Below are 24,621 nucleotides of genomic sequence, written 5' to 3' on the forward strand. Positions count from 1 at the left end.
CGGGCGTGTACGTGGGAGTCTGCACCGGCGACTACGGGCATCGGCTGCTGGAGGACCTGCCCGACATCGAGGCGTGGACCGGCATCGGCTCCGCCACCTGCGCGGTGGCCAACCGCGTCTCGTACGCGCTCGACCTGCGCGGCCCGAGCCTGGCCGTGGACACCGCGTGCTCGGCGTCGCTGGTCGCCGTCCACCTGGCCGTGCAAGCGCTGCGTGCGGGAGAGACCGACCTGGCGCTGGCCGGCGGGGTCAACCTCATCCTGTCCCCCGGCGAGACCCTGACCCTGGACGCCGCGGGCACGCTGGCGCCGGACGGGCGCAGCAAGTCGTTCGACGCCGCCGCCGACGGGTACGGGCGCGGCGAGGGCGCGGCGGTCGTGGTGCTCAAGCGGCTCGCCGACGCCGTACGGGACGGGGACCCGGTGCTCGCGACCATCCTCGGCAGCGCCGTCAACCAGGACGGCCGCACCGCGGGCATCATGGCGCCGTGCGGCCAGGCGCAGGAGCACGTCATGCGCCGCGCGCTGCGGCAGGCGGGCATCGAGCCCGGCACGGTCGGGTACGTCGAGGCGCACGGCACCGGCACGGCGGTCGGCGACCCGCTCGAAGCCGGGGCGCTGGCCGCCGTGTACGGGGCGGGCCGGCCGGCGGAGCAGCCGTGCCTGATCGGGTCCGCCAAGTCCAACATCGGCCACCTCGAAGGCGCCGCCGGCATCGCCGGTCTGGTCAAGGCCGTCCTGGCGCTCCACCACGGCGAGCTGCCGCCCAGCAGGGTCGAGGAGCCCAATCCGGCCGTGGACTGGGCCGGCGCCGGGCTGCGCGTCGTCGACGAGCCGTCGTCCTGGCCCGGCTCGGCCCATCCGCGCCGTGCCGCGGTCTCCGCGTTCGGCTACGGCGGCACGGTCGCCCACGTCGTCCTCGAACAGGCGCCGCCGGCAGCGGCCCGTCATGTCACCGTCGAGCAGGCATCGGCCGCCGGGGGAAGCGCCGCGGGCCGGTTGTTCCCGGTGTCCGCCGCGTCGGGGCCGGCGTTGCGGCAGGCGGCGGGCGCCCTCGCCGACCTCGCGGGCGTCCCCGGCCGGGTGCCGCTCGCGAGTCTCGGACACACGCTCGCCCTGCGCCGTACCCATCTGCCGCACAGGGCGGTGGTGGCCGCACAGGACGAGGCCGTGCTGACCCGCGGGTTGCGTCACCTGGCGGCCGGAACCCCGGACGACGCGGTGATCACGGGGCGGATGCTCGGCGATCCCGGCCCCGGGCCGGTGTTCGTGTTCTCCGGGCACGGCTCGCAGTGGGCCGGCATGGGCCGGGAACTGCTGGCCACCGAGCTGGCGTTCGCCGCGGTGATCGACGAGCTGGAGCCGGTGTTCGCCGACGAGATCGGGTTCTCGCCGCGCGAGACGCTCGGCGGGGGAGAGCTCACCGAGGTCGCCCACATCCAGACCATGATCTTCGCGATGCAGCTCGGCCTCGTCGAGCTGTGGCGCCAGTACGGGGTGCGCCCGCACGCCGTGATCGGCCATTCGGTCGGCGAGATCGCCGCCGCGGTCACGGCCGGAGCGCTGAGCCGTCTGGACGGCGCCCGGCTGATCTGCCGCCGATCCCGCCTGCTGCGCAGGGTCGCCGGACGGGGCGCGATGGCCATGGTGCGGCTTCCGTTCGCCGAGGCGGAGCGGCGGCTGGCGGATCATCCCGGCGTGGCCGCCGCGATCGCGTCGTCACCCGGCTCCACCGTCGTCTCAGGCGACCCGGACGCCGTGGCCGGGGTGCTGGCGGGCTGGCTGGAGGAGGGCATCCCGGCCCGCCGGGTAGCCTCCGACGTGGCCTTCCACAGCCCGCAGATGGACCCGCTCCTGACGGATCTGGCCACGGCGGCGGCCGGCCTGACGCCCGGCGTCCCCCGCATCGCCGTCTACTTCACGACGCTGGACGATCCACGGGCGACGCCCGGCTTCACCGGCGAGTACTGGGCGGTGTTTCCCCCACTATTCATTCAATGTATAGTCGCGGTCATGTCGACCGGACATGTGCTGCTGGGCTTGCTCGCCGAGCGCCCGCAGCACGGCTATGAGCTGAAGAAGGAGCACGACCAGCGGCTGGCCGGGGCCAAGCCGCTGGCGTACGGGCAGGTCTACGCCACGCTGCAACGCCTGGAGCGGGACGGCCTGGCGGAGGTGGCCGAGACGCGGCAGGAGGGCGGCCCCGAGCGCACCCTGTACGCGATCACCGACGAGGGCCGGGCCGAGCTGGAGCGGTGGCTGGACACGATCGAGCCGCCGGCTCCGTACGTGGCCGGCGGGTTGTTCTCGCGGGTCGCCGTCGCAGGCAAGGCCGCCGACGGGTACCTGGTGCGGCAGCGGGAGGCGCATCTGGCGCGGATGCGGGAGCTGACCGCGGAGAAGGCGTCCGGCACGCCCGCGCGGGTGCTGGCCGCCGACTACGCGCTGCAGCACCTGGACGCCGACCTGCGCTGGATCGAGACCGCGCTCGCACGCATGAAGGAGGTTGACCATGCTTGAGGCCAGGGGGCTGGGCAAGTCGTTCGGCCGTACCCGGGCTCTGGACGGGGTGTCGGTGGAGATCGCCGACGGTGAGGTGGTCGCGGTCACCGGCCCGAGCGGCGCCGGCAAATCGACGCTCTTACACTGCCTGGCCGGGGTGGTGCGGCCGGAGGCCGGTGAGGTGCTGCTGGACGGCCGGCGCATCGACACGCTCGGCGAGGCGGAGCTGACCGCGTTGCGGCGGCAGAGCTTCGGCATCGTCTTCCAGTTCGGCGAGCTGGTGCCGGAGCTGAGCGCGGCGGAGAACGTGGCGCTGCCGCTGCTGTTCAACCGGCACGGCCGCCGCGAGGCGATGACCGCCGCGGCCGAGTGGCTGGAGCGGCTGGAGGTCGCCGGCTGCGCCGATCAGCGCATCGGGGAGCTGTCCGGGGGGCAGCGGCAGCGGGTGGCGGTGGCGCGGGCGCTGGTGACCGGGCCGCGGGTGGTGTTCGCCGACGAGCCCACCGGCGCGCTGGACACGCTCGGCGGCGAGCAGGTGATGACCGCGATGCTGAACGCGGCGCGGGCCGGCGGGGCCGCGGTGGTGCTGGTCACCCACGACAACCGGGTGGCCGCCTACGCCGACCGGGAGATCACCCTGCGCGACGGCGCGGTCCTGGCGAAGGTGACCCCGTGACCGCCGTCCTGCGCGGGCCGATCCGGGGACACGGGGCGGGGGTGCGCCGGTGATCGACGTGCTGCGGATGCTCAACAGGGGACGCTCACGCCCGGAACGGGTGCGTGCCTGGCTGGTCGCCGCCGGGGCCGGGGTGGCGGCGTTCCTGGTGTGCACGGGCATCAGCCTGGCCGACTTCCGGGACGAGGGCGGCTCGCTGACCGGGCTGGCGCTGGGGTTGCTCGCGTTTCCGGTCGCCGGGCTGGTGCACCAGGCCAACCGGCTGGCCACGGCCACCCGGGAGCGGCGGCTGGCGGCGTTGCGGCTGGCGGGCGCGGCGCCGGGCGACGTGCGGCGGCTGGGCGCGCTGGAGGGCGGCTGGCTGGCGCTGGCCGGATCGCTGGCCGGCGCCGTCGTCTACGCGCTGACCCATCTGTCCGGACCGCTGACGCCGGTGCCGTTCGTGGTGGTGCTGCTGACGGTCGGCGGGGTGGTGTCCGGAGCGCGGGCGGGCCGGGACGTCATCGCCTCGCCGCTTGGCGTGATCCGCCGCCCGCGCGTGCGGGGGCCGCGCGTGCGCGACCTCCTGCTCGCCCTGGCAGGCGTCGCCCTGCTGGTGACCGGGCTGGTGGTGAGGGGCGGCTTCCCGATCGGCGGCAAGTACGGCACGGCGGTCGCGATGGCCGCCGGGCTGGTGCTGCTGGTGTTCGGCCTGACCCTGGCCGCGACCTGGCTGATCCGCGGGTACGCCGCCCGCATCGGCCGGCGGGCCCGTTCGCCGGAGACGCTGCTGGCGGCCCGGCTGGTCGAGTCGGACCCGAGGGCGTGGGCCAGGGCGCTGTCCGTGGTCGGCCTGACCGTCTTCTTCGGCGCGGGCGCCGGAGCCCAGCAGGCCGTCACCGGCTACGGACATGCACACGCGCTGGTGGACCTGGCGCTGCTGGTGGCGTTGCTGACCTCGGCCGCCGCGCTGGTGGTGCACCAGGCCGAGGAGCTGATCGACCTGCGCCGCTCGTTCGCCGCGCTGGCCGCCGCCGGTGTGCCGGAGCGGGCGCTGGGCCGGGTGCTGGTACGGCAGGCGTTCATCGCCGCGCTGCCGGTCTGCGCGGTGGCCGCCGTGGCCGGGGTCGCGGTGGTGGTGTTCCCGGTGTTCGGGATCTACGAGGCGCAGTACCTGGTGTGGGCGCTGACCAGGGCCGTGGCCATGACGGGCATCGGGGTGCTCACCGCGATGCTCGTGGCCCTGGCGGCTCGCCCGCTGCTGCGCGGAGCCCTCCATCTGGAGACGCTGCGCGCAGGTCACTGACGGCGAATGCCCCGCGCTTCGGGCGTGAGCCGCCCGGCCGGGAACGGCAGCCGGACGCGAGGTCCCGGCAGCCGTTCCCGGCCCACCCCCCGCCGTCACCGAGCTGCGGCTGCGTCCGGTGGTGAATGCCCAGGACGTGGCCGACAACCGCCATCTGCCCGTCCCCGAGCGCCAGGCTGAGCTCGCCACCGGTCGGGCGACAGATTCGGGGAGCGGCCGGGCGCTTTAACGTACGAGTGATATGAGCGAAGAATTGACGCCCGCCGCTGTGGTGCGGGCCCATTCCAAGGCCAAGACCAGCGGCGACATCGCCGGTGCGCTGTCCTGGTGCCGTGAGGACGTGGTCTTCGAGACGGTCGCGTTCCAGACCGCCGCGCACGGCATCGACGAGTCCCGCCGGCAGTTCCAGGGCTTCCTGGGGGCCTTCCCGGACTACTCCGTCCAGCTTGAGGACCTGCGCGAGATGGACGATCTCGTGCTGGGCGTCGGCAGGATCACCGGCACCATGAAGGGGCCCCTGGCGGGCATCGAGCCCACCGGGCGCGCCTTCGACCTGCCCTTCGTGTGCCTGTGGTACGTACAGGAAGGGCTCATCACGCTGGAGCGGTTCTTCTACGACTTCAACGAGATGTGCGAGCAGCTCGGCATCGACACCACGACCGCGGCGAACCGCTTCCGCGCCTGGCGGGAACGGACCGGCGCCGCGGCCTCCCGCTGACGCTCATCGCCTGACGGCGGACTCCAGGGCCGGTGCGCCAGGGCCGGCAGGGGCGGAGGGGGCGTCGCGTGCCCACGTCAGCGCGGCAAGGACCGCGGCGAGCGTGGCGGCGGCGCCGCAGCCGGCCCAGAGGGCGGCCGGGTGCAGCCCCGCGCTGTTGAGCGCGCCGGCGAGCAGGAACCCCAGTCCCTGCCCGCCGGACAGGCCCGCGACCGCCACCCCCATGGCCCTGCCACGGAACTCCGGGGAGACCCGCTGCACGAAGAGGGCGTTGAGCGGGGCGGAGAAGGCGCCTCCTGCTCCGGAGACGAAGAGCAGGGCGATCACAACAGGCGCGGGCGGCCCGGCCAGGAGCGGGATCAGCGCCGCCCCTGCCAGGACGGCGAACGGGATGAGCAGGCGATCACGCGTGCGCGGCGGCACGAGCCGGGTCAGCAGCACGGTGCCGGAGGCGAAGCCCAGCGCGGTGGACGACAACATCAGTCCCGCCAGGGGAGCACCGCCGCCGAGCGACGCCGCGTAGGGGTAGACGACGGCCTCCGGCGCGTACACGAACATGGAGACCGGCCACACCAGCAGCAGGCAGCCGCGCAGCCACGGGTCGGCGAAGACGTAGCGCACCCCCGCACGGGAGCCGCCGAGCACCGAACCCGAGCCGGCGAGCCTGGGGCGTGGACGCAGCCCGGCGGACAGGGCGGCGGAGACGGCGAAGGTGACGGCGTTGCCCGCCAGCGCCCCCTCAGGCCCGATCCAGCCGATGGCCAGGCCGCCGAGCGCCAGGCCCAGCACCTGGCTCAGCTGGTGGGTGACGCGGATGAGGCCGTTGCCGGTGACGGCCGCGTCCACGGGCAGGATCTCCGCGAGGAGCGCCGACCGCGCCGCCATGAACGGCGGCGTGAACAGGCTCGCGACGTAGAGCAGTACGACGAGAGCCCACACGGGCAGGCCGTGGATCAGCATCGCCGCGGCCAGCGCCGCGCGGGCCAGGTCGCAGGCGATGAGGAGGCCCCGGCGAGGCAGCCGGTCGGCGAGGGCACCGAGCAGGGGAGCGGCGACCAGCGACGGAAGGTAGGCCGAGGCGTACGCGAGACCGGACAGGATGCCGGAGCCGGTGCGGTCGAACACCAGCACCGACACGGCCAGCGCGGCCAGCTGGTCGCCGGTGTACGACAGGGCGAGCCCGGCATAGAGCAGGCGGAACTCGCGCACCGCGAGGAGATCTCGATATCGCACCAGGAAGCACCGATCATGGAAAAGCCTGATGAGCGTGCAGGGGTCACGCCCATCAGGCCGGAGAAAGAGGGACGTTCGCTCAGTCCCAGCCATTGCCCTTACGCATGTGTCACCTCCCGAGATAGATCGTTTCCAGGTGGGCAGACTACGCGTCCCGTACGCTGCGGCGTATCCGTCACATGACTAGGCGTGAAGCGCCGCCCGCACCGTTGGGTGACACATTCGAAGAGCGGCCGCGCGCGTCAGATCCCGAGGATTCCCCCGCCGCTCTTCGGCATGGTTCCCAAGCTCTCGGTGTCCACCTTCGGGGAGAGGCCCACGCCTTCTTGGTGCTCGAGTTGCGGGAACTGGAACTCCATGCCGCCGCCCGTGTTGAGCCCCGCCGGCACGGCCTTGGCCATGGGGAACGCCTTGCCCGACGATTCCTGCATCTTCACGGCCATGTACGTGGCGCCGGCAACGACGCCGACAGCCATGGTGTGTTTCTTGAGCACCGACTTGACCGCGGTGAGAAGGCCCTTGCTGACAACGTGCTCGAAGGTCAGGGCGGCCAATCTGGCCCATGGGTTGGTCGCGCTGAGATACCTCACCAACACGACCATATGCATGATGGCGGCCACCATTGAGGCGAACGCGGCGCCCCACCTGCTGATGGTCGAATACTGCCCGACAGCGTCGCCGGTACCGCCGCTGGCGCGTCCGAGCTCGTCGAGTGACTTCTGGAAGCTGTCATATGCCTCATCGAACGTCGACTCGGCGGTCCCGTCCCACTTGCCTTTGTCCTTGAGCTCAGTCCTCAGCTTGTCCAGTTCGGTCTTCAACGTGCCGAGCTGCTTATCGGTTTTGTGCCATTCCTTGACCGCCTCGTCCATGCCGTCGAGGTTGCTCAACATGACCGCCATTGCCGTGGCGACGCTGATCGCCCATTTCGACCGCAACAGGAGTGCCTCGGCGGTGATGATGCCCACTAGGCTCCGGTACATCCATGTGCTCGCCGTGCTCACAGTTCCTCCTGCCCGATCACCTGGGGAGCGAGGTCGTCATCGCCCTCCCAGACGCTCTCGTCCTCGGACAGCGCCACGAGCTTCTCACGGTGGCCCTGATCCCCGGCCACGCCCGCGCCCGTCGGCGCCATCGGCATCATCGGCATGCCGCCCGGCCCTGCGGCTCCGCGCGGAACGGCCGCGTTGGCGCCGGTCGGAGCACCGTTCGAGCCGACACCCAGCGGGACGACGGTGCTCGGGACGCCGACGCGGGTGGCCGCGCCGGGAGGGTCCACGCTCGGCGGGCTGGGCAGGTTGCTGGTGAGCGGCGGGGTGGTGGGCCGGTACTGGGACAGGTCGGTCTTCGACGGGTTGTTGAGTGCGGCGTCGAGGTCGCGAACCCTCGTGTCCGCCGGATCGGTGGCCGGCAGGTCCAGCCGGCTCGCGTCCGGCCTCGCCGGTTCCGGGAAATCGGCCGGCGGTATGTCGGCTCCGGGCCGGTCAGTTCCCGCGAGATCGCTGCCCGGCAGCTCGCCGTTCGGAAGGTCACTGCCTGGGCTGTGGGGCAGGTCGAGGTCGCTGGAGGCGGGCATCTTCGCGCTCGCCAATTGAGGGCCGCCCCCACCGCCGAGATCACCAAGAGGAGGGGCTGCGGGCAGCCCTCCACCGGTGGGGATCGGTGTCTCGGACAGGTCGTCGGACTCCGCGTAGTTCCGGTCGGTCGACTCGAGCGCTGTCTTCCAGGACGCCAGCGCCGCCTTGGCCCTGCCCAAGGCGTCCTCCCGGCTCTGGATGGCATTGTTGTGCGCGTTGTGGAGGCCCCAGCCGACCACGCCGAAGTACGGGAAGCCCACCTGCATATTGTTCGAGGCACCCTGGAGGTCGTCGAGGGTCCCCGTCTGATCCTCGAACTTCGTGCCGACCCGGCCGATCTCGTGCTTGGTGAAGGAGACGCCCGACATTGGGGCCCCGAAGCTGCCGTTGGCGCTGTGTCCCACTTCAGGTCACCACTCTTCCCGCGAAAACCTCAAACGGCTTCGTTCTCGTCATTCTTCGCTGACGGTTCACGCGCGGACGAGAACACCGTAGGGACCAGAGCCGGAAAGCGAATCTGTCGAATGACTGGGTGGCACCCGGCCCTCATGTGGCGGGCGCTGATGCTCAGCGCAAGGTCGGGACGGCGCCGCACTCGGCTCTTTCGACCGTGACGCCGGGCAGGCCCCTGCTCCAGCGGTCGGCGATCTCGCCGAGCCGCCCGGCGGGCGAGGGGGCGCGGCCCAGGCCGATGGCGTAGCGGACCGTACGGGGGCCGGTCTCGAACGGGCGCGGCCAGGCGTGCACGTCGGCCATTCCGGCTTCTTCGAGGGCGGCGAGGAGTTCGAGCATGCGTCCTCTGACCCGGCCGAGTGTCGCGTCGAGCTCCTCGGGGCGGGAGGCGTGCACGGTCAGCACCGCCCAGGCCGCGTGACGCCGGTGGAGGGGCGGTGGTGCGGACAGTTCGGCCAGCCGGTTGTTCTCGGTCAGCTCCCAGGCTCGGTAGAGCTCGTGGGTGAGGCGGTCGAGGGTGCCGGGGGTGATCTGGCGGGCGCAGTTGCGTACGGGGGCGCTGGGGGTCAGCACCGTGATCGGGGCCGGCTGTGGGAGGGCCGGGCTGAGGGCGATCGGGTCGTGCCAGTTCCAGGCGGCCCACGTACTGAAGAAGTCCCCAAGGAGGTCGCCGCTGTCGCGTACGGTGCAGGCGGCCATGATCGCCCAGGCCAGGCCGGGCAGCCCGCCGAACGGGGCCGAGTCCAGGCCGCGAGCCCGCGCCCACGTCTTCACCTGCCTGGCGAGCGTGGCGAAGCCGTCGTGGCGGTGGCCGGCGGCGGCGCGGACCGCGTCCGCGTCGCTGACCGCGCTCAGGGCGATCGCGGCGGCCTCGCCCAGCTCGGCGCGGCGATCCACCGCCTGCTCCGGAGACAGTGGACCGGTGGGGACGACAGTCAGGTCCACGTCCAGCTCCGCCGTACGGAACCGCAGGCCCGGCACTCGCGCGCCGATCACCTGGCGCAGCCGGGACACCTCGGGCAGGGCGGCCCGGACCTGGGCCTCCACCTTCGTCATGTCTGTCTCGCCGGGCAGTGCCGCCACCAGGTCGAGGTCCGCGTCCGGCAGGGCGCAGCCCATGCGCCGGGATCCGGCGACGGACACGACACCCGGCCGCAATGCCTCCTCCAGCCGCCGGATCACCCGCCCGGCCACATCGTCCTGCTGCGCTGTTGCCGCGCTCCGCCGCCGGGTCACGCCGGTCGTGGACTGGGCCTCGCCGGACGCGGGCGAAGCCACGCCGATCGCGGGCTCCTGAAGGCTTGTGGCGGGCTCGGGCGGCCAGTGGATCTCGCCCGTGCCCAGGGTGATGCGCGCCCGGGGGCGCATGGGCTCGTCCGCGCGGCGTGACAGCAGCATCACCTCTCCGACCAGCGCCGTCATCCCGTCCACACGGATCGTGTCGTTCACGCGGATCGTGTCGTCCGTGCGGCCCAGCGTCAGGTGCGGGGTGAAGCCTTCCGGGCGTCCCTCGCAGCGGGGGAAGCGCCGTTCGAGCGCGTGGCGCAACCGGCTCCAGGGTGCCGGGTCGCCGGCGGCGGGGTCGAGCCAGACCGTGGAGTGGTCGCGGTGCCGGAACGTACGGACGCCGTCCAGCCTGGCCGTGAACGGCTCGACCTCGGCCGCCGCCGCGGCCAGCAGCGGCGCCGCCGCCTCGAACTCCGACTCCGGCACGAACCCGAAGAGCAGGTTGACGTGCGGCGGCCAATCGAGTACTCCATCGAGCACCCCGTCAGGCGGCCCGCCGTCGCCCTCGGTGAGGCCGACGACCGCCTCCACCCCGTAGTGGTCGGAGATGTACAGCCCGTCGGGGGTGGGTGTGTCGCCGCGCAGGGCCGCCGCGATCACCCGGGGCCGGCCCCGCAGCAGGATCCGGTCCAGGCGGGCCGCCTGGCCGGACAGGGAGGCCAGGGCCGCCAGCGGGTTGACGACCGGGTCGAAGGTGGGGGTCTGGTCGGTTCCGTACGCCTCCGTCCAGGCGTCGCGCAGGCCGAGCGCGGACGCGGGGGTCTCCGTGCCGTCGTTGAAGTCGCCCACCAGGACGAGGTCGCCGTCCACGCCGGCCAGCCCCTCGGCGATCACGGACAGCTCGGCCCGCCGCCTGCCCGCGCCGTCGCTGGAATGGTCGCTGCTCAGGTGCGTGACGGCGACGGTGAGGGGGCCGGCGGCGGTGTCCACGACGATGGCGGCGACCGACTTGTGCCGGCCCAGCTCGTGTCGGGCCGCCTCCCGCACGGGCCATCGGCTCAGCAGCAGCAGGCCGTCGTCCTCGACGTCCGGGCCGTACGGGTCGATGCCGAGGCTGTAACCGGCGCGGACCCAGGGTGCGGACATCAGCATCACCAGCAGGGCCGGTTCCACCTCCTGCAGGGCGATGACGTCGGCATCGGCCTCTTCGAGCGCGGCCAGGAGGAGAGGGCGGCGCCGGGCGGTGTCGATGCGGTCGCTGTCGTAGCGGTCCCACAACGTGTTCCACGTCAGCACGCGAGCGGCCGCGTGCCCGGCCGCCCCGTGACCTGCGGCGGGTCCATAAAATGCGGCGGGTCCATGAAGTACGGCGGGGCTCCACCTGGCCGGGCCCCAGGCGTACGGCGTCCTGGCCGTCCAGAACGGCGGTCGCAGGCGGCGCGGGACCCGCACCCGCCCGGCCTCGCAGGTGTCGACGCGATCCAGCCCCGTCGCCCGGTCCCACACCAGCTCACCGTCCGCCTCCACGAACAGCACCCGATGCCAGGGAACCTCCCCTCCCGGGGCGAACGCGGGCAGCGCGACCCGCTTGGGATCGGCGTCGCGCTGCCCGACCCCCAAGACGAACCGGGACGGGTCGAACCGCGGATCCCAGCGGATCCGGTGGTAGATCTCCTCGCTGGTACGCATCACGCCTCGCCCCCGTCCAGAGCGCCGTCCACGTCGTCGACGGTCCCGGACGCGCCGACGTACCAGGTGCGATGGGCTTGACCGGGGTACGGCGGGACGAACCGGCGCGCCTGCGCGGCCAGCACGTGCGGCGGCACCGGATGGGCGCGGCGGGCATTGCGCCGGTGCAGCTCGTCCTCCTCCACCAGCACGACCACGTGCGTCGTCAACGCGTCGCGGCGGCGGGCCACGGCGTGGACCAGGGAGCGCTGGTGCTGGTTGAGCGAGGTGGCGTCCCATACGACGGTGCCGCCGGCGGCCAGCGCGGCGTCGAGCCGGTCCAGCCCCTCGCCGAGCACCTCCTGGTTGTCCCGCTGGTCCGCCCGCGAACCCCGGGCCTGGCGCAGCTCGTCCAGCGACACGTACGCGTCGATGCCCGGCAGGCCGGCCGCGAACGTGCTCTTGCCACTGCCCGCCGGCCCGACCAGCTGCACCAGCGTGGGGAACGGCCTGGACCGCCACCGCCAGGTCGCCGCGACGGCCTCCTCCACCGTGGAGATCCGTCCGCCGGCCCACGCGGCACGGGCTTCCGCCCAGCACCGCGCGGCCGTCCGCGCGTCGAGATCGGCGAGGGCCTCGCATAGCCCGGACCGTAACGGCTCCAGCGGCGCGGGCCCGAGCAGCCCGGCGTCCTCGGCGTGCAGGGCCGACCATTCGACCTGCTCGCGCGCCTGGCGCACGTCCTCGCCCGGGCACCTGTCCAGTACGGCCTCGCGCGCCTGCCGTGCGTCCTCACTCCGACGCCCGTCCAGTGCGGCCTCGCGCGCCTGCCGCGCGTCCCCGCCCGGACACCCGTCCAGTACGGCCGCCGCCACCGCGTGCAGCACGCCCAGGTCGGCGGCCAGCGCCATACGCCCCAGCCCGGCCCGCCGTTCCTCGTCAGGGAACGGCCGGTGCAGCGCGCCGTGCAGCCCGGCCAGGTCCGCGACCCGCCGCGCCGTCCGCATGCCGAGCGGCCCCGCCAGCCGCGCCGTCAGCCCGGCCCGCGGTACGTCGTGCGCGGCGACCGCCAGCACACCCGCCAGCCGGGCGTCGCCGTACCGGCCGATCGCGTCCAGCCGGGCCGCCACGTCGCCCGCCACCTTCGTGGTTTTTGGGAGACCGACGGCGGTAAGCACCGCGTCCAGATCGGGTTCCGCGCCCGAACGCACCGACCACAGCGCCGCCGCAGGGCCCAGGACGTTCGGCACGACGGCGGCCTGCATCCAGTGCGTGCCCGTCTGAACGTGCCGCGCCCGCACCCACTTGGCCACCCGTCCCGTGAACTCCTCCCGCCCGAACCCTTCGACGGCCCGCACCACGTACCCCTCGTGCCGCTCGGTGTCCAGCCGCAGCCCTCTCAGCGCCCGCTCGTCGAAGACCCCGCGCCACAACACCGGCGGCACCGGGATTCCGAGCTCGCGCAGGAACGCGACCGTTCGGTCCCAGGGCAGGCACCGATCGCCGTCCCACACGGAGAACCCGTAGAACCAGCTCTCCAGCCCGTCATAGGCGAGGGAGTGCCGGGCGTACACGTTCTCCCCGCACACCCGCCACCCGGCGGGGATGCGCCTGCCGATCCGCCCCTGCAGGGCCTTCACCCACGCGCGGGACGGATGGTGGGCCGAGTCCAGCGACCTGGCGTGCATCCCGTCCGCGTACAGGGTGGTGTTCTCCCCGTCGAGCTTCTCGGTGACCACGACCTCGCGCCCGCGCAGCCCGGACAGGTCGCCCGCGCGTACGTCGTCGGCGCTCACGCCCGGTGACCAGGGCAGGTGAGGGGTACGCGGATAGTGCACGCGCATGATCCCTCCCCTCGCCCCGGATCACTGTAGCGGCGGGGGAAAACGCGCCTCCACCCAATAAAACGTCAGGAGTCGCCGATGACCTGGGCGAGCTCCCGCATGGCGATGGCGTGCAGGTGGGCGGCGCCGCCGGGGAACAGGTCGGGGACGTCCACGGTGACGGCCCCGCCCTCCGGCCGCGTCGCGGAAAGAAGCTCCGCGGCCTTCGTGGCGAGCTCCCGCATCGCCGGATCGCCGTCCGTGCGGGCCGCCTGCTCCAGGACGGGTACGCACTCCGGCCACCCGGTGTCCGCCATCGCGAGCATCGAGGCGACGCGCACGTCGGGTTCCGCGTCCCCGGCCGCCGCCGAGAAGCGGGCCAGGAACGCGGGATCGGCCTGGCCCGGGGCACCCAGGCCGGCTCGCTGCAGCGCGAACGGCCGGTCGGGCCCGTTGTCGATCTCCTCCAGCAGTTCGGTGAGCATCCACGGGACCAGTACGCCCTGGACGGCGGTGGCGATCGTGCCGAGGGCTTCGGGGCCGAGGACACTGTCGGCGACGATGCCGCAGAGGCCGGCGTCGTGCTCGAAGTACAGCACCGAGATCCCCGGCCATCCCGAGTCGAGGACGACGTAGGGCATCCTGCCCTCGCCGCCTGGCACTTCGCGGACGTAGGTCCAGCCTTGCAGCTGGGCGGCGGCGGCCACCTCGGCGGCGGCCCGTGGCTGGCGGAGGATGAACCGCCGCGTCCGGTGTCGTCCGGCGGGCTTCGTGACCATGGTGAGGCACCTTAGCACCGGCGCCCGCCCTCCAGGATCACTTACGCAGAACGGATCTACATCGTAAAGGCGGTATCCTGGTAATATTTTGACAAAACGGACACAAAACCTTCAGCAGCGCCCATGCCAATCCGCTGCGCGGAACTGGCGGTCGTAGTAGAGCGCCGGATCTCCCTGGCCCACCCGCGCCTGGAGGACCTCACCGAGCAGGATCGTGTGGTCCCCGGCGGGGAACCGGGCGCGCGTCGCGCACTGGAAGACGGCCAGGGCGTCCTGGAGGATCGGCAGGTCCCGCTCGCCGGCGCCGAACGGCAGGCCGGCGAACTTGTCGACGTCGTGCTGGGCGAAGCGCCTGGCCACGTTCTCCTGCGTGCCGGTCAGGACGTTCACCGCGAACCCGTCGGAGCTCATGAAGGCCGGGTAGCAGTGGGCGGTGCGGGCGATGCAGACGAGGATCTGCGGCGGGTCGAGCGAGACCGAGCTGAACGAGCTCGCGGTGAAGCCCCATCGCCGGCCCGCGCCGTCGGCGGTGGTCACCACGGTGACTCCGGTGATGTACTTGGCCAGGGCCTGCTTGAAGTCCCGCGTGTCAACGGGCATGGCCTGCCCCGATCGCCGGCCGGCGCAGGCCGAGCCGTTCCATGCGGGGCAGCACCTCGTCGCGCAGGATGGGGAAGTCGTCGAGGTAGTTGACGAGGGCGACGGCCATGCCGGTGAGCCCGGCGTCGCTGAGCCGCTTGAAGGTCTGGGCGACGTCGTCGGGGTCGCCCTTGACGGGGAAGGTGCCGCCGCCGCTGACCATGCGTTCGAGCATCCGGTCGGCGAGCTCGGGGGGCAGCGACTTCTGCCCCTTGCCGAAGATGCTGCGCCGTACCTCCTCGGCCGCCTCCCAGTCGCCCTTCTCCTTGACGATGTAGTGGTAGTACTCCTCGGTCTCCTGGCGGGTCTTGCGGCAGATGACGTGGCCGCTGGCGTACACGGGAACGTTCCTCGCGGCGTCGGCGCGGATGGCGGCGATCTGGCCGGCGAGGCCCTCGGGCGAGATGATGATCATGAACAGGCAGTCGGCGTGCCGGGCGGCGAAGCCGCGGCCGGCGGGGGAGGAGCCGGCGCTGATCAGGGTCGGCCGGTCGCCGCCGTAGGGGCCGGGCAGGGCGAAGACGCCTTCGAGGTCGAAGAACCTGCCGTGGAAGTCGAACGGCTCGGGCTCCTGCCACAGTCGCTTGACCAGCGTCGTCCACTCCTCGGTGTAGGCGTAGCGCTCGTCGTGGTCGCGCATGGGCGTGCCGAACATCCCGAAGTCGGGCCCGGCCGATCCGGACACGATGTTCAGGCCGAACCTGCCCTTTCCGATGTGGTCGCAGGTCACGGCCTGCCGGGCGGCGAACAGCGGGTGCAGGAACGGGGTGTGCACCGTGGCGAAGACGGTGATGCGTTCGGTCTCGGCGAGCATGCCGGCCGCCCAGCTCAGCGCCTCGAACGTGTGGCCGTCGGTGTCGGAGGCGCCCTTGAGCTGTGACCACTGCGCCAGCGGCAGGATGAACTCCAGCCCGGCCTCGTCGGCCAGCTTCCCGATCGCGGCGTTGTTGTCCCAGGTGGCCTGCCAGCGCTGCTCGGCGGTCGTCTTGGTGAGCCCGCCCCAGACGTTCGGGGCGAACAGGCCGAGCTGGAAGGTGTTGTCACTGATGACGCGCATGTACGTCTCCTGCGGGGGTCGAGGTGGTGCCGCGCGGCTGGACGGCGAGGGCGAAGGCCTCCGCGAGCTCCCGGGCCGCTCTGCGGCGATAGGCGGGGCCGGGGCTGGACCCGGCGGTGGCGTGGGAGAGTGCTTCGGCCGAGATCGGGCCGCCGAACAGGGTCATCAGCAGGCGGAGCCGCATGGGGCGGATCGTGCCGCGGCGCAGGTGCCCTTCCAGCCACTGCTTGATGAGCCCGGACGTGCTGGCGACGTAGCTCTCGCGGACGTACCGTCCGAGGGCGCTGTCCGGCCGGGCCAGCACGTCGGCCAGCATGGCCGCGATCGCGGGGGTGTCGAGCACGGCGTCAAGGATTGCCAGGTAGGCCCTTTGTACGCCGGCGGTCAGGTCGTCGGGCGGGTCCGTCAGCGCGGCGGCGATCCCGTCCATGGGGCTGTAGTGCTTGAAGATCGCGATCAGGAGGGCGTCCCTGCCGCCGATCTGGGCGTGGATCGCCTGCACGCTGCATTCCGCGGCTGCCGCCACGTCCTCCAGCGTGGTGCCGCCGACGCCGCGCTCGGCGATCAGGGCGGCGGCGGCGGCGATCGCCCGCTCCGCCACCCGCTGCCGGGGCGCTCCTTGCGCGCCCAGGGCGGCGAGCGCGGCGTCCAGTTCCCTACGGCTGCCGACCTGGCGCAGCAGCGTGGAGCGGGACACGCCGTACAGGGCAGCGATCTCCTCCAGGTGCAGCGCCGCCAGCGGGCCCGCGCCTGTCTCCTCGGCGCGGGCGAGCAACTGCCGGGCGATCTCTTCCACCGAAGCCATGGAATGGGACTAGATGTTGAATCAACTTCATTTCAAGTGTCAAGCGGAAAGAATGCCGGACGGGGGCCGATACGGGGAGGTCAGGGCGTACACCTCGCCGGTGTCGTCCTCGATGACCAGGACCGTCGAGCGGGGCTGCCAGTACTGGCGAACGCCCGAGGTCGCGGCGGGCAGCCTGACCAGGTCGATGCCGAGCCCGGCCGCCGCCACCCGCAACGCCTCGAACGGCAGGGCCGGCTCCAGGGGGCCGTACCTCGCCTCGATCGGCCCGGCGGCGACCTCGGGCCCGATGGAGGCGAGGCGATGCAGCTGAACGGTGAAGTGGGTGCCCCGCCAGCCGTCGTCGCCGCCTTCCCAGAAGAACTCGACGAGCCCGTGGTCGCGCCACATGAAGCCGCCCTGGCGGTTCTCGGCGGGCGTGGGCTCGAGAATCGCGCTGACCTGGTCGGGAGTGCAGGTGTGGTCGGCGCCGAGCACGTCTCCCCGGGCTATGACGTTCAGCGCGAAACTCAAGGTGCTCATGTGATCTTTCCCCCTCCGGCCATCCGGTCAGCGTACGCGTCGGGGGTGAGGGCGGCACGGCGAGATCCGCATGCTCGCCGCGCGGTAGCGTGCTGGCCATGATCGAGAACGGTGGGACGGAAGAAACCTCGCGAACGATACCCGTACCAGACGACCCGGGACGCTCCCCTCGCGTGGCATTACGCCGGATCGCCAGCCTCGACCAGGACGAGTTCCTCGAACGCGTCCGTGCCGGCATCGACCAGCACCAGCCGAGGATGACCCTGCCCGCGACACCGGAGGACTTCCAGGCGTTCGTCGATCGGTTCGACGAGGGACGATCCGCTGAGGGCCTGCTAGTCTGCCTGCGCGACACCGGTGCCATCGCGGGCAACATCAACATCAACAGCATCATCCGTGGACGCGCGCAGACCGGCTCCCTCGGTTACGCGGCCTTCACGCCCTATGCCGGTCGCGGGTACATGTCAGAGGGCCTCGGCCTGGCGCTGCGCCACGCGTTCGAGGAGCTGCGGTTGCACCGGCTGGAAGCGCAGATCCGGCCCGACAACCACGCGTCGATCAGGCTCGTCCAGCGCCTCGGCTTCCGTTACGAGGGTTACTCGCCCGATCTGCTGTTCATCGACGGTGCCTGGCGAGGTCATGGACGATGGGCCATCACCAACGACATGGCGGGCATCGTTCCCGGCGCGGCGCACCCGACCCTGCCCAGCCGTTGACGCGCCGGCCGGTGCCCCGTGTCCAGCCCGGTCACTTGACGGATTCACCCTCGTGGCCCGGGTCGGTAGCTTTGCGTGAACGTCGGCGGCGATGGCCGCCCGCGTTGGGGGATGGCTTGGTGAACAATCGGTCGGAACGTGCGATGGACTTCTGGCGGCGGGTGTCGATGCGCGCCCTGCAAGGATTGCTGCGCCTGGCCGTCTGGCGCCGCTACGCCGGCCTCGGACACATCCCCCGCCACGGCGGAGTGATCATCGTCGCCAACCACGTGTCGAAGGTGGACTCGCTCGTGCTAGCCGGCTTCGTGGGCGCGGCGGGCCGCTGGCCGCGGTTCCTGGCCAAGGCGCCGCTGTTCGACGTACCCCTGCTGGGACGCTTCCTGCTCACGATGCGCCAGATCCCGGTCAACCGCGGCGCCGCCGACGCCGGGGACGCGCTCGTCGTGGCCGCCGAGGCGGTGCGGGCGGGCGACGTCGTCGTCTTTTACCCGGAGGGCGGCACCCCCAAGCCGTGGGAGAGCACGCCGCCCAAGGGCAAGACGGGAGCGGCCCGCCTGCGGCTGAGCACCGGCGCGCCGGTCGTCCCGGTCGCGAGCTGGGGCCCGCAGCACATCCTCGACCCGGCGACGGGCCGGTTCCGGCTGAGGCTCCGCACGCGGGTGACCGTGCTGGCCGGGCCGCCGCTGCGGATCTCCCAAGAGGACGACGTCCGCGCGATCATCGAGGAGATCATGCGGGCGTTGCGTCATCTGGCCCGCGAAGCGGAAGAGGGCAAGAGCCTGCGCACATGAGGGTCAGGCCGGCCAGTCGGAGCCTGCGCGGAGCCAGGCCCCTCCGAGAAGAGCCGTGCACAGCGCATCCGCTCCGCGAGTGCCGGCCAGGCGGGCGCAGAGTTCGTGGAGCGGTCTCGCGAAGTAGCGAACCTCTGCCGCGGCCTGCCGAACGGCCGAATCCAGCGCCCGGCGGGTGATCCAGGCAAGCTCAGGCCCCGGATCGTGCTCGGTCGGGCCGGTCAGCAGGAGCTTGTCGCCGTCCGCTGTGACATTGAGCCAGGGGTGGCCGATCCACACCATCGACGGCGAGCCCTCGCGATGCCGGGCGGCTTCGCGCCAGCTCGCCAGGTCCGTGAGGTCGCTGCAGCAGCCCGGTGCCACGAGAGGGCGTCCGGCTGCCATGAGGAGATATCCCCCTGCCACACAGCCGACGTCCTCGAAATCGTCCGCGCCGGCGTCATCCCCAGGAGAGCGCTGGAGGGTGGATCGGACCAGCAGCGTCAGGTGTTCTTCGTCGAGGAAGCCGGACAGCGGGATGAGTCGCGCGTTACCCGGCATCGGCTTCGGCAACCCCGCCGCGGCGATCCGCTCTGACCAATAGGCGTCCCAGAGCGACTCGTCAGCGGGCGGTGCCGGGTAGTCCTCGGTCAGGTCGTACACCAGGCCGGACAGTACGTCGATCACCGGCACCAGACGTACGTCGTCGTGAATCACCGGTGCCGGTGGTGGTGCGGCTAGCGGTGGCGCGGTCGCGCGCAGCGCCTCCTCGTACTGACGGCGGGCGAAGACGAACGGCCCGAGCACGGCGGACAGGTCCCAGTCCCTGGAGTTGTTACGGAATCCCGACCAGCGGACCTCCGTCTCCGTGACCTCGATCCTGGCCAGCAGCGCCCAGCACTCCGAGATGCCGCACGCGCATCCGAGCAGCATGGTCTCGTCGTCCTCCTGGTCGTAGGTCACCTCCACGGGCTCGCCCAGGTAGTGCCGGGCCGGCCAGCCGGTCCAGCGCCCCAGCAGGTAGCTGTACGCGCCGGCGAGCAGGGGCGCGGGCTCGGGCGCGAACTCCTCGGCCCGCTCGAGTTGCTCCTGCCGCGCGTACGGGAGCTCCGCCGCGCGTACGAGGTCGAGCAACGGAACGCCGTCGATGAGGATCTCATCGCGGCCGCTGCCCAGTCGGAACTCGATCTCCCGCACTCCCGCCTCCTGATCGCAGATCCTTTCAAGCGTGTGTCCACGTAAGCATGAAACGCCCGTCGGCGCCGGGGGGCCGGCAAGGCATGTTCGGGGGTGGGGCAGGGCCACCGCGGTGGACCGCGTGGCAGAACGTGGTCGTGCCCCGCCGGCTGGCACGGCGGCGGCCGGACCCGTCGCGGCTGCGGAAGCTGCTGGGCAGGGTCGTGGCACAGGCGCATGCGCTGGGGCGGGGCGAGGCTCGCACCTGCCGCCGAAGGCATCGCGGACGGCCTGCCCGATGGCAGGGACGCGGCCGGCTGTCTCCAGGGTCGTGGCGTTCGGGACTAAGTGGTCTGCGGCGGAAATCCCTCGGGGGTTGACGGCTCGGAGCTTGGCGTGCAGCCAGTGTTCAGGAGCCGGAGTTGGAGACATAAAGGTCGCAGACGAGGTCGAGGGCTTCTTGAGGACTGCCGGTGAACCAGATCGCGTCCTGGTAGCCGCCGGTGCTGGGCGTGTGGATGGCCGGCCCCCACCGGTGTGCGCTCCCGCCGTAGCGCAGGCGCATCAGCGTCAGCCGATCGCCGTTGGCCAGCTCGCCCTCGACGTAGCCGAACGGGCCGCGGTAGCGGACATGGACATCGGTCAACTGCGGCCAGTGCTGCTTGGCATGCAGGTAGAGCCGCTGAGCCAGAGAGGTCCTGGTGGAGGCGGGGATGGCCGGCATGACGGCTATCTTGCCGTTGGCGGCGTGTCGTTGGCCCCCGGTCGCGGCGAAGGCGGGCAATCTCGGCGGATCACTGTGAAGATCCGCTGCAGAAAGCCGCCCTGGTGCCTGTTCTCCGCGCTTGCCAGATCACTCTGTCCGCCACCGAACGGCGCCGTCTCAAGCGGCTGGCCTACTCCCATACCGCTGCCTACCAGAAGGTCATCCGGGTCCGGATCGTGCTGGATGCCGCACACGGCCATTCCAACGCGGCGATCGCCCGGCGGCGCGGCGTCACCGTGGACACCGTACGGTTATGGCGGGGCCGCTACGCCGACGAAGGGCTCAAAGGCCTGACCGACCGGCCTCGGCCAGGGCGTCCACCTCGCTTCACGGCGATCCAGGTCGCCGAGATCAAGGCCCTGGCCTGCCAACTGCCCGCCGAGACCAGCGTGCCGCTGTCACGCTGGAGTCGCCCGGAACTGGCCGGCGAGGTCGTCGGCCGCGGCACTGCCGGCGCGATCTCCGCTTCCACCGTGCGCCGAATCCTGGCCACCGCCGCGCTCAAGCCCTGGCAATACCAGTCGTGGATCTTCATCCGCGACCCGGACTTCACCGTCAAGGCCGCCCGCGTGCTGGATCTGTATGCCCGCATCTGGGACGGCCTGCCGCTCGGCGACGACGAGTACGTGATCAGCGCGGATGAGAAGACCTCCATCCAGGCCCGCTGCCGCTGCCACCCCACCCTGCCGCCAGGCGCCTCACGGATGATGCGCCTCAACCACGACGACGACCGCGGTGGCGCGCCGGCGGGCGCGCGGCGATGATGTGGCTCAGCATGACGCGTCCGGCTTCGCGAGGCCCCAGGGCTCCTGCCGGCGACCGCAGCAGCGCTGATCACCCGTACCGGACCCCCCCTTCACCCCGGCATCTGTGAGGCGAGGCGCCAAGACCAGGGCAACCTTTCGTCCCGGCTCACGCGTAGATGAATACGGAAACGCAAGGATCGATGCATCACCGACGAGGGGCCTGCCCGTTGAAGCTGACCATCAGCGCCTTACTCCTGCTGCTGCTCCCCGCCCCCGCCCTGGCAGCGGAAGGCGGGACCCCGCACCTGGCGGCGGCCGAAGGAACGGCGTGTGCTGTCACACTGATCACCGGGGACAAGGTGCGCCTGGTCCCCGGCGGTCACGTCATCGAGCGTGGCCCAGGCCGCGAGGACGTCACCTTCGCCGTCGACCAGGCAGGCGACACGCTACGGGTGGTGCCCGCCGACGCCGCGCCGCTCCTGGCATCCGGTCGGCTCGACAGCCGTCTGTTCGACGTGACGAACCTCCTGGATCTCGGCTACGGCTGCCAGGATTCCCTCCCGTTGATCATTTCCCACGAGGGTCCCGCGGCCAGGAGTGCCGTACGCGATCGGCTGTCCGCCGCCGGCGCCCGCGTCGTGCGTGAGCTGCCCAGCATCGACGCTCTCGCCGTCCAAGCGGAGCGAAAGGACCGCACCACGTTCTGGACCGAGCTCACCGCACGCGCTCTGAAGGCCACCGGTGTGAAGAAGGTCTGGCTGGACGGCCGGATGAGGCCCACGCTCGAGAGCAGCGTGCCCCAGATCGGCGCGCCGGCCGCGTGGGAGCGCGGGCTCACCGGTACGGGCGTGAAGGTCGGCGTGGTGGACACCGGCGTGGACGCCACCCACCCCGACCTCGCCGGGCGGATCGCGGCACAGCGCAACTTCACCTCGGATCCCGAGGAGAACGACGTCATCGGTCACGGCACGCACGTGGCCTCGACCATCGCCGGCAACGGGCAGGCCTCCGGCGGGCGCAATCGCGGTGTCGCGTACGGCGCGACGGTGCTCAGCGCGAAGGTCTGCGGGGAGTCCTGCCATGACTCCGCGATCATCGCAGGCATGCAGTGGGTCACCGAGCAGGGCGCGAAGGTGGTGAACATGAGCCTGGGCGACACGGACGCTCCCGGGCTCGACCCCGTGGAGCAGGCGTTGGAGAACCTGACCGCTCAGTACGGGACCCTGTTCGTGGTGTCGGCGGGCAACGGGGGCAAGCAACGTACGGTCGGCAGCCCGGGAAGCGCGGACTCCGCGCTGACCGTCGGCGCGGTGGACAGGAACGAGCAACTCGCCGCGTTCTCCAGTCAGGGTCCGCGCGTCGGAGACCACGCGCTCAAGCCCGACATCACCGCTCCCGGGGTCGGCATCGTGGCCGCGCGCAGCAGTCACGCGCGGGAGGGGCAGGGGCCGTACCTGTCCCTGTCAGGCACGTCGATGGCCGCGCCGCACGTCGCGGGTGCGGCGGCGATCATGGCCGCGCAACACCCCGGCTGGACTCCGGCCCAGCTCAAGGCCGCGTTGATGGCCTCGGCCCGGCCCGCGGCGATCGGCGTGTTCGGTCAGGGCGCGGGCCGCGTGGACGTCGCCCGGGCCATCACCCAGGTCGTCACGGCGAACCCGCCCGGCCTGGGGTTCGGGCAGCAGCGCTGGCCGCACGCCGACGACGAGCCGATCACCAGGACGCTGACCTACACCAACCCCGGCCGGGCACCGGTCACCCTCGACCTGTCTGTACGTGCCATCGACGGCGCGGGCCGGCCGCTCGACGCGCCGCTGTTCAGCGTGGCCCCCGGCTCGGTCACCGTTCCCGCCGGCGGCAGCGCCGAGGTGTCGGTGACCGCCGACACCTCGGCGGACCTCCCCGACGGCCCGCTCGGCGGGTATCTCACGGCGACCGGCGGCGGCACCGAGGTCAGCACGCCGCTCGGCGTGGACAGAGAGGTGGAGAGTTACGACCTCACCCTCAACCAGACCGACCGGGACGGCCGGCCCGCGACGAGCATCAACACCGTGCTGCAACCGCTGCAAGGCGACTCCCAGGACAGGATCGAGCTCATGGGCCAGCCGGCCGGCACCACGCTCCGCCTGCCCAGAGGCACCTGGTTCATCAGCACGACCTTCCTGGGCGCGACCAGAACCCTCCTCACGCACCCCGGACTGGAGCTGACCGGCCCGCGTACGCTCGACCTCGACGCCAGGCTCGGAATGCCCCTGTCGATCATCCCGCCCGATCCGGAGGCCGAACAGGTCAACGCCCAGCTCGGCTACCGCGGGCGGCTGGCCGACGGCACGTACTTCTCCAGCTCGCTCTCCAGACCCTCGTTCGAGACCCTCTACGGCGCGCAACTCGGCGGAGACCAGACCTACCCCCATGCCCTGAGCAAGGTGTCCGGCACCTGGCTCGACGGCGGCTCCCATGCCTACCATCTGGGGTACTTCACCCCCGGCCGGATGGTCACCGGCTTCCAGCGGAAGGTGACCCGGCGGGAGCTGGCGACGGTCAAGGTGGACTACGCCCAGCAACTCGCGGGCACGACGGGCTCCACGGCCGCGGGTCCGCAACCGCAGGACGCCCCTTTCGCGCACTCGTTCGCCGGCAAGGACATCGCGCTGCCCTCCGTACAGACCGAGTACGTCAACACCGACGGCGGGATCGAGTGGGTGCGCTGGTTCGACGAGACCGACGCGCAGGGCGAGACCGTCCAGGGCGTCGGCGGGGCGGCCACCTATCAGCGCGGCCACACGACGACCGAATGGTGGAACCGCGGCGTGTTCGCCCCCGCCCCCTACTATGCGGACGTGCCGGGCGACGGGATCAGCAGGACCGGCGACCGGATCTTCGTGAACTTCGACTACTACCACGGTGACGGGCAGGGCCGTCCGGGCTATTCCCCGTCGCCACGGCAGCGCTCGGCGCTCTATCGCGACGGGCTGCTGGTGGCCGGGGGGGCGGCGGTCAGCGCCCAGGTGTTCACCGTCCCGCCCGAGGCGGCGACCTACCGCGTGGAGACAGAGGCCGAGCGGGACGAACCCTTCACCTCCACCCGCGTCTTCACCGCCTGGACGTTCAGGTCCGAGCAGGCGCCCGGCACCGTACGGCTCCCGGCCGCGACGATCAGTTTCACGCCCGCGCTGGACAACCGGAACGTCGCCCGTGGCGGCGTGCCATTCACGGTGCCCGTCACCGTGCGGCCGGCAATGGGCTCCGGCGCGGACGGCCACCTGCTGAAGGACCTGACCGTGGAGGCGTCCACCGACGACGGAGCGACCTGGAGCACCCCAAGGCTGGTCAGGACGCCCACGGGCGGCGTGCTGTTCCTCCAGAATCCGGCCGCGGGCCATGTGTCCTTGCGGGCCAAGGCCACCGACGTCTCCGGCAACACCGTCGAGCAGACGATCATCCGCGCCTACCGTACGGCGTGAAGCGCGCACCCGGTCAGGGT

20 protein-coding genes are annotated in these 24,621 nt (G+C 72.1%); 8 read left to right on the forward strand and 12 right to left on the reverse strand.

Annotated elements, in window-relative coordinates:
- From AB0J64_RS45500 to AB0J64_RS45515, 4 genes are all read left to right on the forward strand, one after another.
- On the forward strand, positions 1–2,519 hold a 2,519-nt coding region (locus AB0J64_RS45500), incomplete at its 5' end, for an acyltransferase domain-containing protein (protein WP_364042118.1).
- Positions 2,512–3,177, forward strand: a complete 666-nt coding sequence (locus AB0J64_RS45505; protein WP_364042120.1) for an ABC transporter ATP-binding protein — start codon at positions 2,512–2,514, stop codon at positions 3,175–3,177. The genes AB0J64_RS45500 and AB0J64_RS45505, both read left to right, overlap by 8 nt.
- 49 nt (positions 3,178–3,226) lie before the next feature.
- Complete coding sequence (locus AB0J64_RS45510; RefSeq protein WP_364042122.1) at positions 3,227–4,462, forward strand: hypothetical protein; 1,236 nt, start codon at positions 3,227–3,229, stop codon at positions 4,460–4,462.
- A 241-nt stretch (positions 4,463–4,703) separates the two neighbouring features.
- Positions 4,704–5,180, forward strand: coding sequence for an ester cyclase (locus tag AB0J64_RS45515; RefSeq protein ID WP_364042124.1), 477 nt, complete (start codon positions 4,704–4,706; stop codon positions 5,178–5,180).
- A gap of 3 nt (positions 5,181–5,183) precedes the next feature.
- Here the strand turns inward: AB0J64_RS45515 and AB0J64_RS45520 are convergent, their stop codons facing one another.
- The 10 genes from AB0J64_RS45520 to AB0J64_RS45565 all read right to left on the reverse strand — a co-directional run bounded on the left by AB0J64_RS45520 (position 5,184) and on the right by AB0J64_RS45565 (position 16,963).
- On the reverse strand, positions 5,184–6,413 hold the full coding sequence (locus tag AB0J64_RS45520) for an MFS transporter (RefSeq protein ID WP_364042126.1): 1,230 nt from the start codon (positions 6,411–6,413) through the stop codon (positions 5,184–5,186).
- A 242-nt stretch (positions 6,414–6,655) separates the two neighbouring features.
- Complete coding sequence (locus AB0J64_RS45525; protein ID WP_364042128.1) at positions 6,656–7,417, reverse strand: hypothetical protein; 762 nt, start codon at positions 7,415–7,417, stop codon at positions 6,656–6,658.
- The gene (locus tag AB0J64_RS45530) at positions 7,414–8,394 is read right to left on the reverse strand and encodes a hypothetical protein (protein ID WP_364042130.1); all 981 of its coding nucleotides are present in this window, start codon (positions 8,392–8,394) and stop codon (positions 7,414–7,416) included. Before AB0J64_RS45530 ends, AB0J64_RS45525 begins: the two co-directional genes overlap by 4 nt.
- A 163-nt stretch (positions 8,395–8,557) precedes the next feature.
- A complete protein-coding gene (locus AB0J64_RS45535) occupies positions 8,558–11,359 on the reverse strand; it encodes a poly(A) polymerase (protein ID WP_364042200.1) in 2,802 nt (933 codons plus the stop codon).
- The gene (locus AB0J64_RS45540; RefSeq protein WP_364042132.1) at positions 11,359–13,182 is read right to left on the reverse strand and encodes an RNA ligase family protein; all 1,824 of its coding nucleotides are present in this window, start codon (positions 13,180–13,182) and stop codon (positions 11,359–11,361) included. The genes AB0J64_RS45535 and AB0J64_RS45540 overlap by 1 nt, the downstream gene beginning before the upstream one ends.
- 65 nt (positions 13,183–13,247) lie before the next feature.
- Positions 13,248–13,940 (reverse strand): HEAT repeat domain-containing protein, encoded by a 693-nt coding sequence (locus AB0J64_RS45545; RefSeq protein WP_364042134.1) that lies wholly within the window; start codon positions 13,938–13,940, stop codon positions 13,248–13,250.
- Between the two features lie 111 nt (positions 13,941–14,051).
- Positions 14,052–14,540 (reverse strand): flavin reductase family protein, encoded by a 489-nt coding sequence (locus tag AB0J64_RS45550; protein WP_364042136.1) that lies wholly within the window; start codon positions 14,538–14,540, stop codon positions 14,052–14,054.
- Positions 14,530–15,636 carry an LLM class flavin-dependent oxidoreductase gene (locus AB0J64_RS45555; protein WP_364042138.1) on the reverse strand — a complete coding sequence of 369 codons (1,107 nt, stop codon included), beginning with the start codon at positions 15,634–15,636 and terminating at the stop codon, positions 14,530–14,532. The genes AB0J64_RS45550 and AB0J64_RS45555 overlap by 11 nt, the downstream gene beginning before the upstream one ends.
- The gene (locus AB0J64_RS45560; RefSeq protein ID WP_364042140.1) at positions 15,620–16,441 is read right to left on the reverse strand and encodes a TetR family transcriptional regulator; all 822 of its coding nucleotides are present in this window, start codon (positions 16,439–16,441) and stop codon (positions 15,620–15,622) included. Before AB0J64_RS45560 ends, AB0J64_RS45555 begins: the two co-directional genes overlap by 17 nt.
- A gap of 39 nt (positions 16,442–16,480) precedes the next feature.
- Entirely contained in the window at positions 16,481–16,963 is a 483-nt protein-coding gene (locus AB0J64_RS45565) for a hypothetical protein (protein ID WP_364042142.1), read from the reverse strand.
- A 173-nt stretch (positions 16,964–17,136) separates the two neighbouring features.
- Here AB0J64_RS45565 and AB0J64_RS45570 point away from each other — a divergent pair, with 173 nt between their 5' ends.
- Together AB0J64_RS45570 and AB0J64_RS45575 are read left to right on the forward strand one after the other, a co-directional pair.
- Positions 17,137–17,679, forward strand: coding sequence for a GNAT family N-acetyltransferase (locus AB0J64_RS45570; protein WP_364042144.1), 543 nt, complete (start codon positions 17,137–17,139; stop codon positions 17,677–17,679).
- Positions 17,680–17,798: 119 nt separating this feature from the next.
- Positions 17,799–18,470: a lysophospholipid acyltransferase family protein gene (locus AB0J64_RS45575; protein WP_364042146.1), complete on the forward strand. Its 672-nt coding sequence runs from the start codon at positions 17,799–17,801 to the stop codon at positions 18,468–18,470.
- A 3-nt stretch (positions 18,471–18,473) separates the two neighbouring features.
- Here AB0J64_RS45575 and AB0J64_RS45580 read toward each other — a convergent pair whose 3' ends face one another.
- Together AB0J64_RS45580 and AB0J64_RS45585 are read right to left on the reverse strand one after the other, a co-directional pair.
- Positions 18,474–19,646: a hypothetical protein gene (locus AB0J64_RS45580; protein ID WP_364042148.1), complete on the reverse strand. Its 1,173-nt coding sequence runs from the start codon at positions 19,644–19,646 to the stop codon at positions 18,474–18,476.
- A gap of 388 nt (positions 19,647–20,034) precedes the next feature.
- On the reverse strand, positions 20,035–20,349 hold the full coding sequence (locus tag AB0J64_RS45585; protein WP_364042150.1) for a hypothetical protein: 315 nt from the start codon (positions 20,347–20,349) through the stop codon (positions 20,035–20,037).
- A gap of 104 nt (positions 20,350–20,453) precedes the next feature.
- On the opposite strand from AB0J64_RS45585, the gene AB0J64_RS45590 reads away from it, so the two are divergent.
- Positions 20,454–21,155, forward strand: a complete 702-nt coding sequence (locus AB0J64_RS45590; RefSeq protein ID WP_364042152.1) for a helix-turn-helix domain-containing protein — start codon at positions 20,454–20,456, stop codon at positions 21,153–21,155.
- Positions 21,156–21,364: 209 nt separating this feature from the next.
- Positions 21,365–24,601, forward strand: coding sequence for a S8 family serine peptidase (locus tag AB0J64_RS45595; protein ID WP_364042154.1), 3,237 nt, complete (start codon positions 21,365–21,367; stop codon positions 24,599–24,601).
- Positions 24,602–24,621 lie beyond the last annotated feature (20 nt).

It is taken from the genome of Nonomuraea sp. NPDC049695 (genome assembly GCF_040674955.1).
Lineage (GTDB): Bacteria > Actinomycetota > Actinomycetes > Streptosporangiales > Streptosporangiaceae > Nonomuraea > Nonomuraea helvata.

Bases quoted from the DNA above. Each gene is read 5' to 3' on its own strand.
- AB0J64_RS45540 (WP_364042132.1), bottom strand. From the start codon at position 13,182: ATGCGCGTGCACTATCCGCGTACCCCTCACCTGCCCTGGTCACCGGGC.
- AB0J64_RS45535 (WP_364042200.1), bottom strand. From the start codon at position 11,359: ATGCGTACCAGCGAGGAGATCTACCACCGGATCCGCTGGGATCCGCGG.
- AB0J64_RS45560 (WP_364042140.1), bottom strand. From the start codon at position 16,441: ATGGCTTCGGTGGAAGAGATCGCCCGGCAGTTGCTCGCCCGCGCCGAG.
- AB0J64_RS45505 (WP_364042120.1), top strand. From the start codon at position 2,512: ATGCTTGAGGCCAGGGGGCTGGGCAAGTCGTTCGGCCGTACCCGGGCT.
- AB0J64_RS45565 (WP_364042142.1), bottom strand. From the start codon at position 16,963: ATGAGCACCTTGAGTTTCGCGCTGAACGTCATAGCCCGGGGAGACGTG.
- AB0J64_RS45585 (WP_364042150.1), bottom strand. From the start codon at position 20,349: ATGCCGGCCATCCCCGCCTCCACCAGGACCTCTCTGGCTCAGCGGCTC.
- AB0J64_RS45550 (WP_364042136.1), bottom strand. From the start codon at position 14,540: ATGCCCGTTGACACGCGGGACTTCAAGCAGGCCCTGGCCAAGTACATC.
- AB0J64_RS45545 (WP_364042134.1), bottom strand. From the start codon at position 13,940: ATGGTCACGAAGCCCGCCGGACGACACCGGACGCGGCGGTTCATCCTC.
- AB0J64_RS45555 (WP_364042138.1), bottom strand. From the start codon at position 15,636: ATGCGCGTCATCAGTGACAACACCTTCCAGCTCGGCCTGTTCGCCCCG.
- AB0J64_RS45515 (WP_364042124.1), top strand. From the start codon at position 4,704: ATGAGCGAAGAATTGACGCCCGCCGCTGTGGTGCGGGCCCATTCCAAG.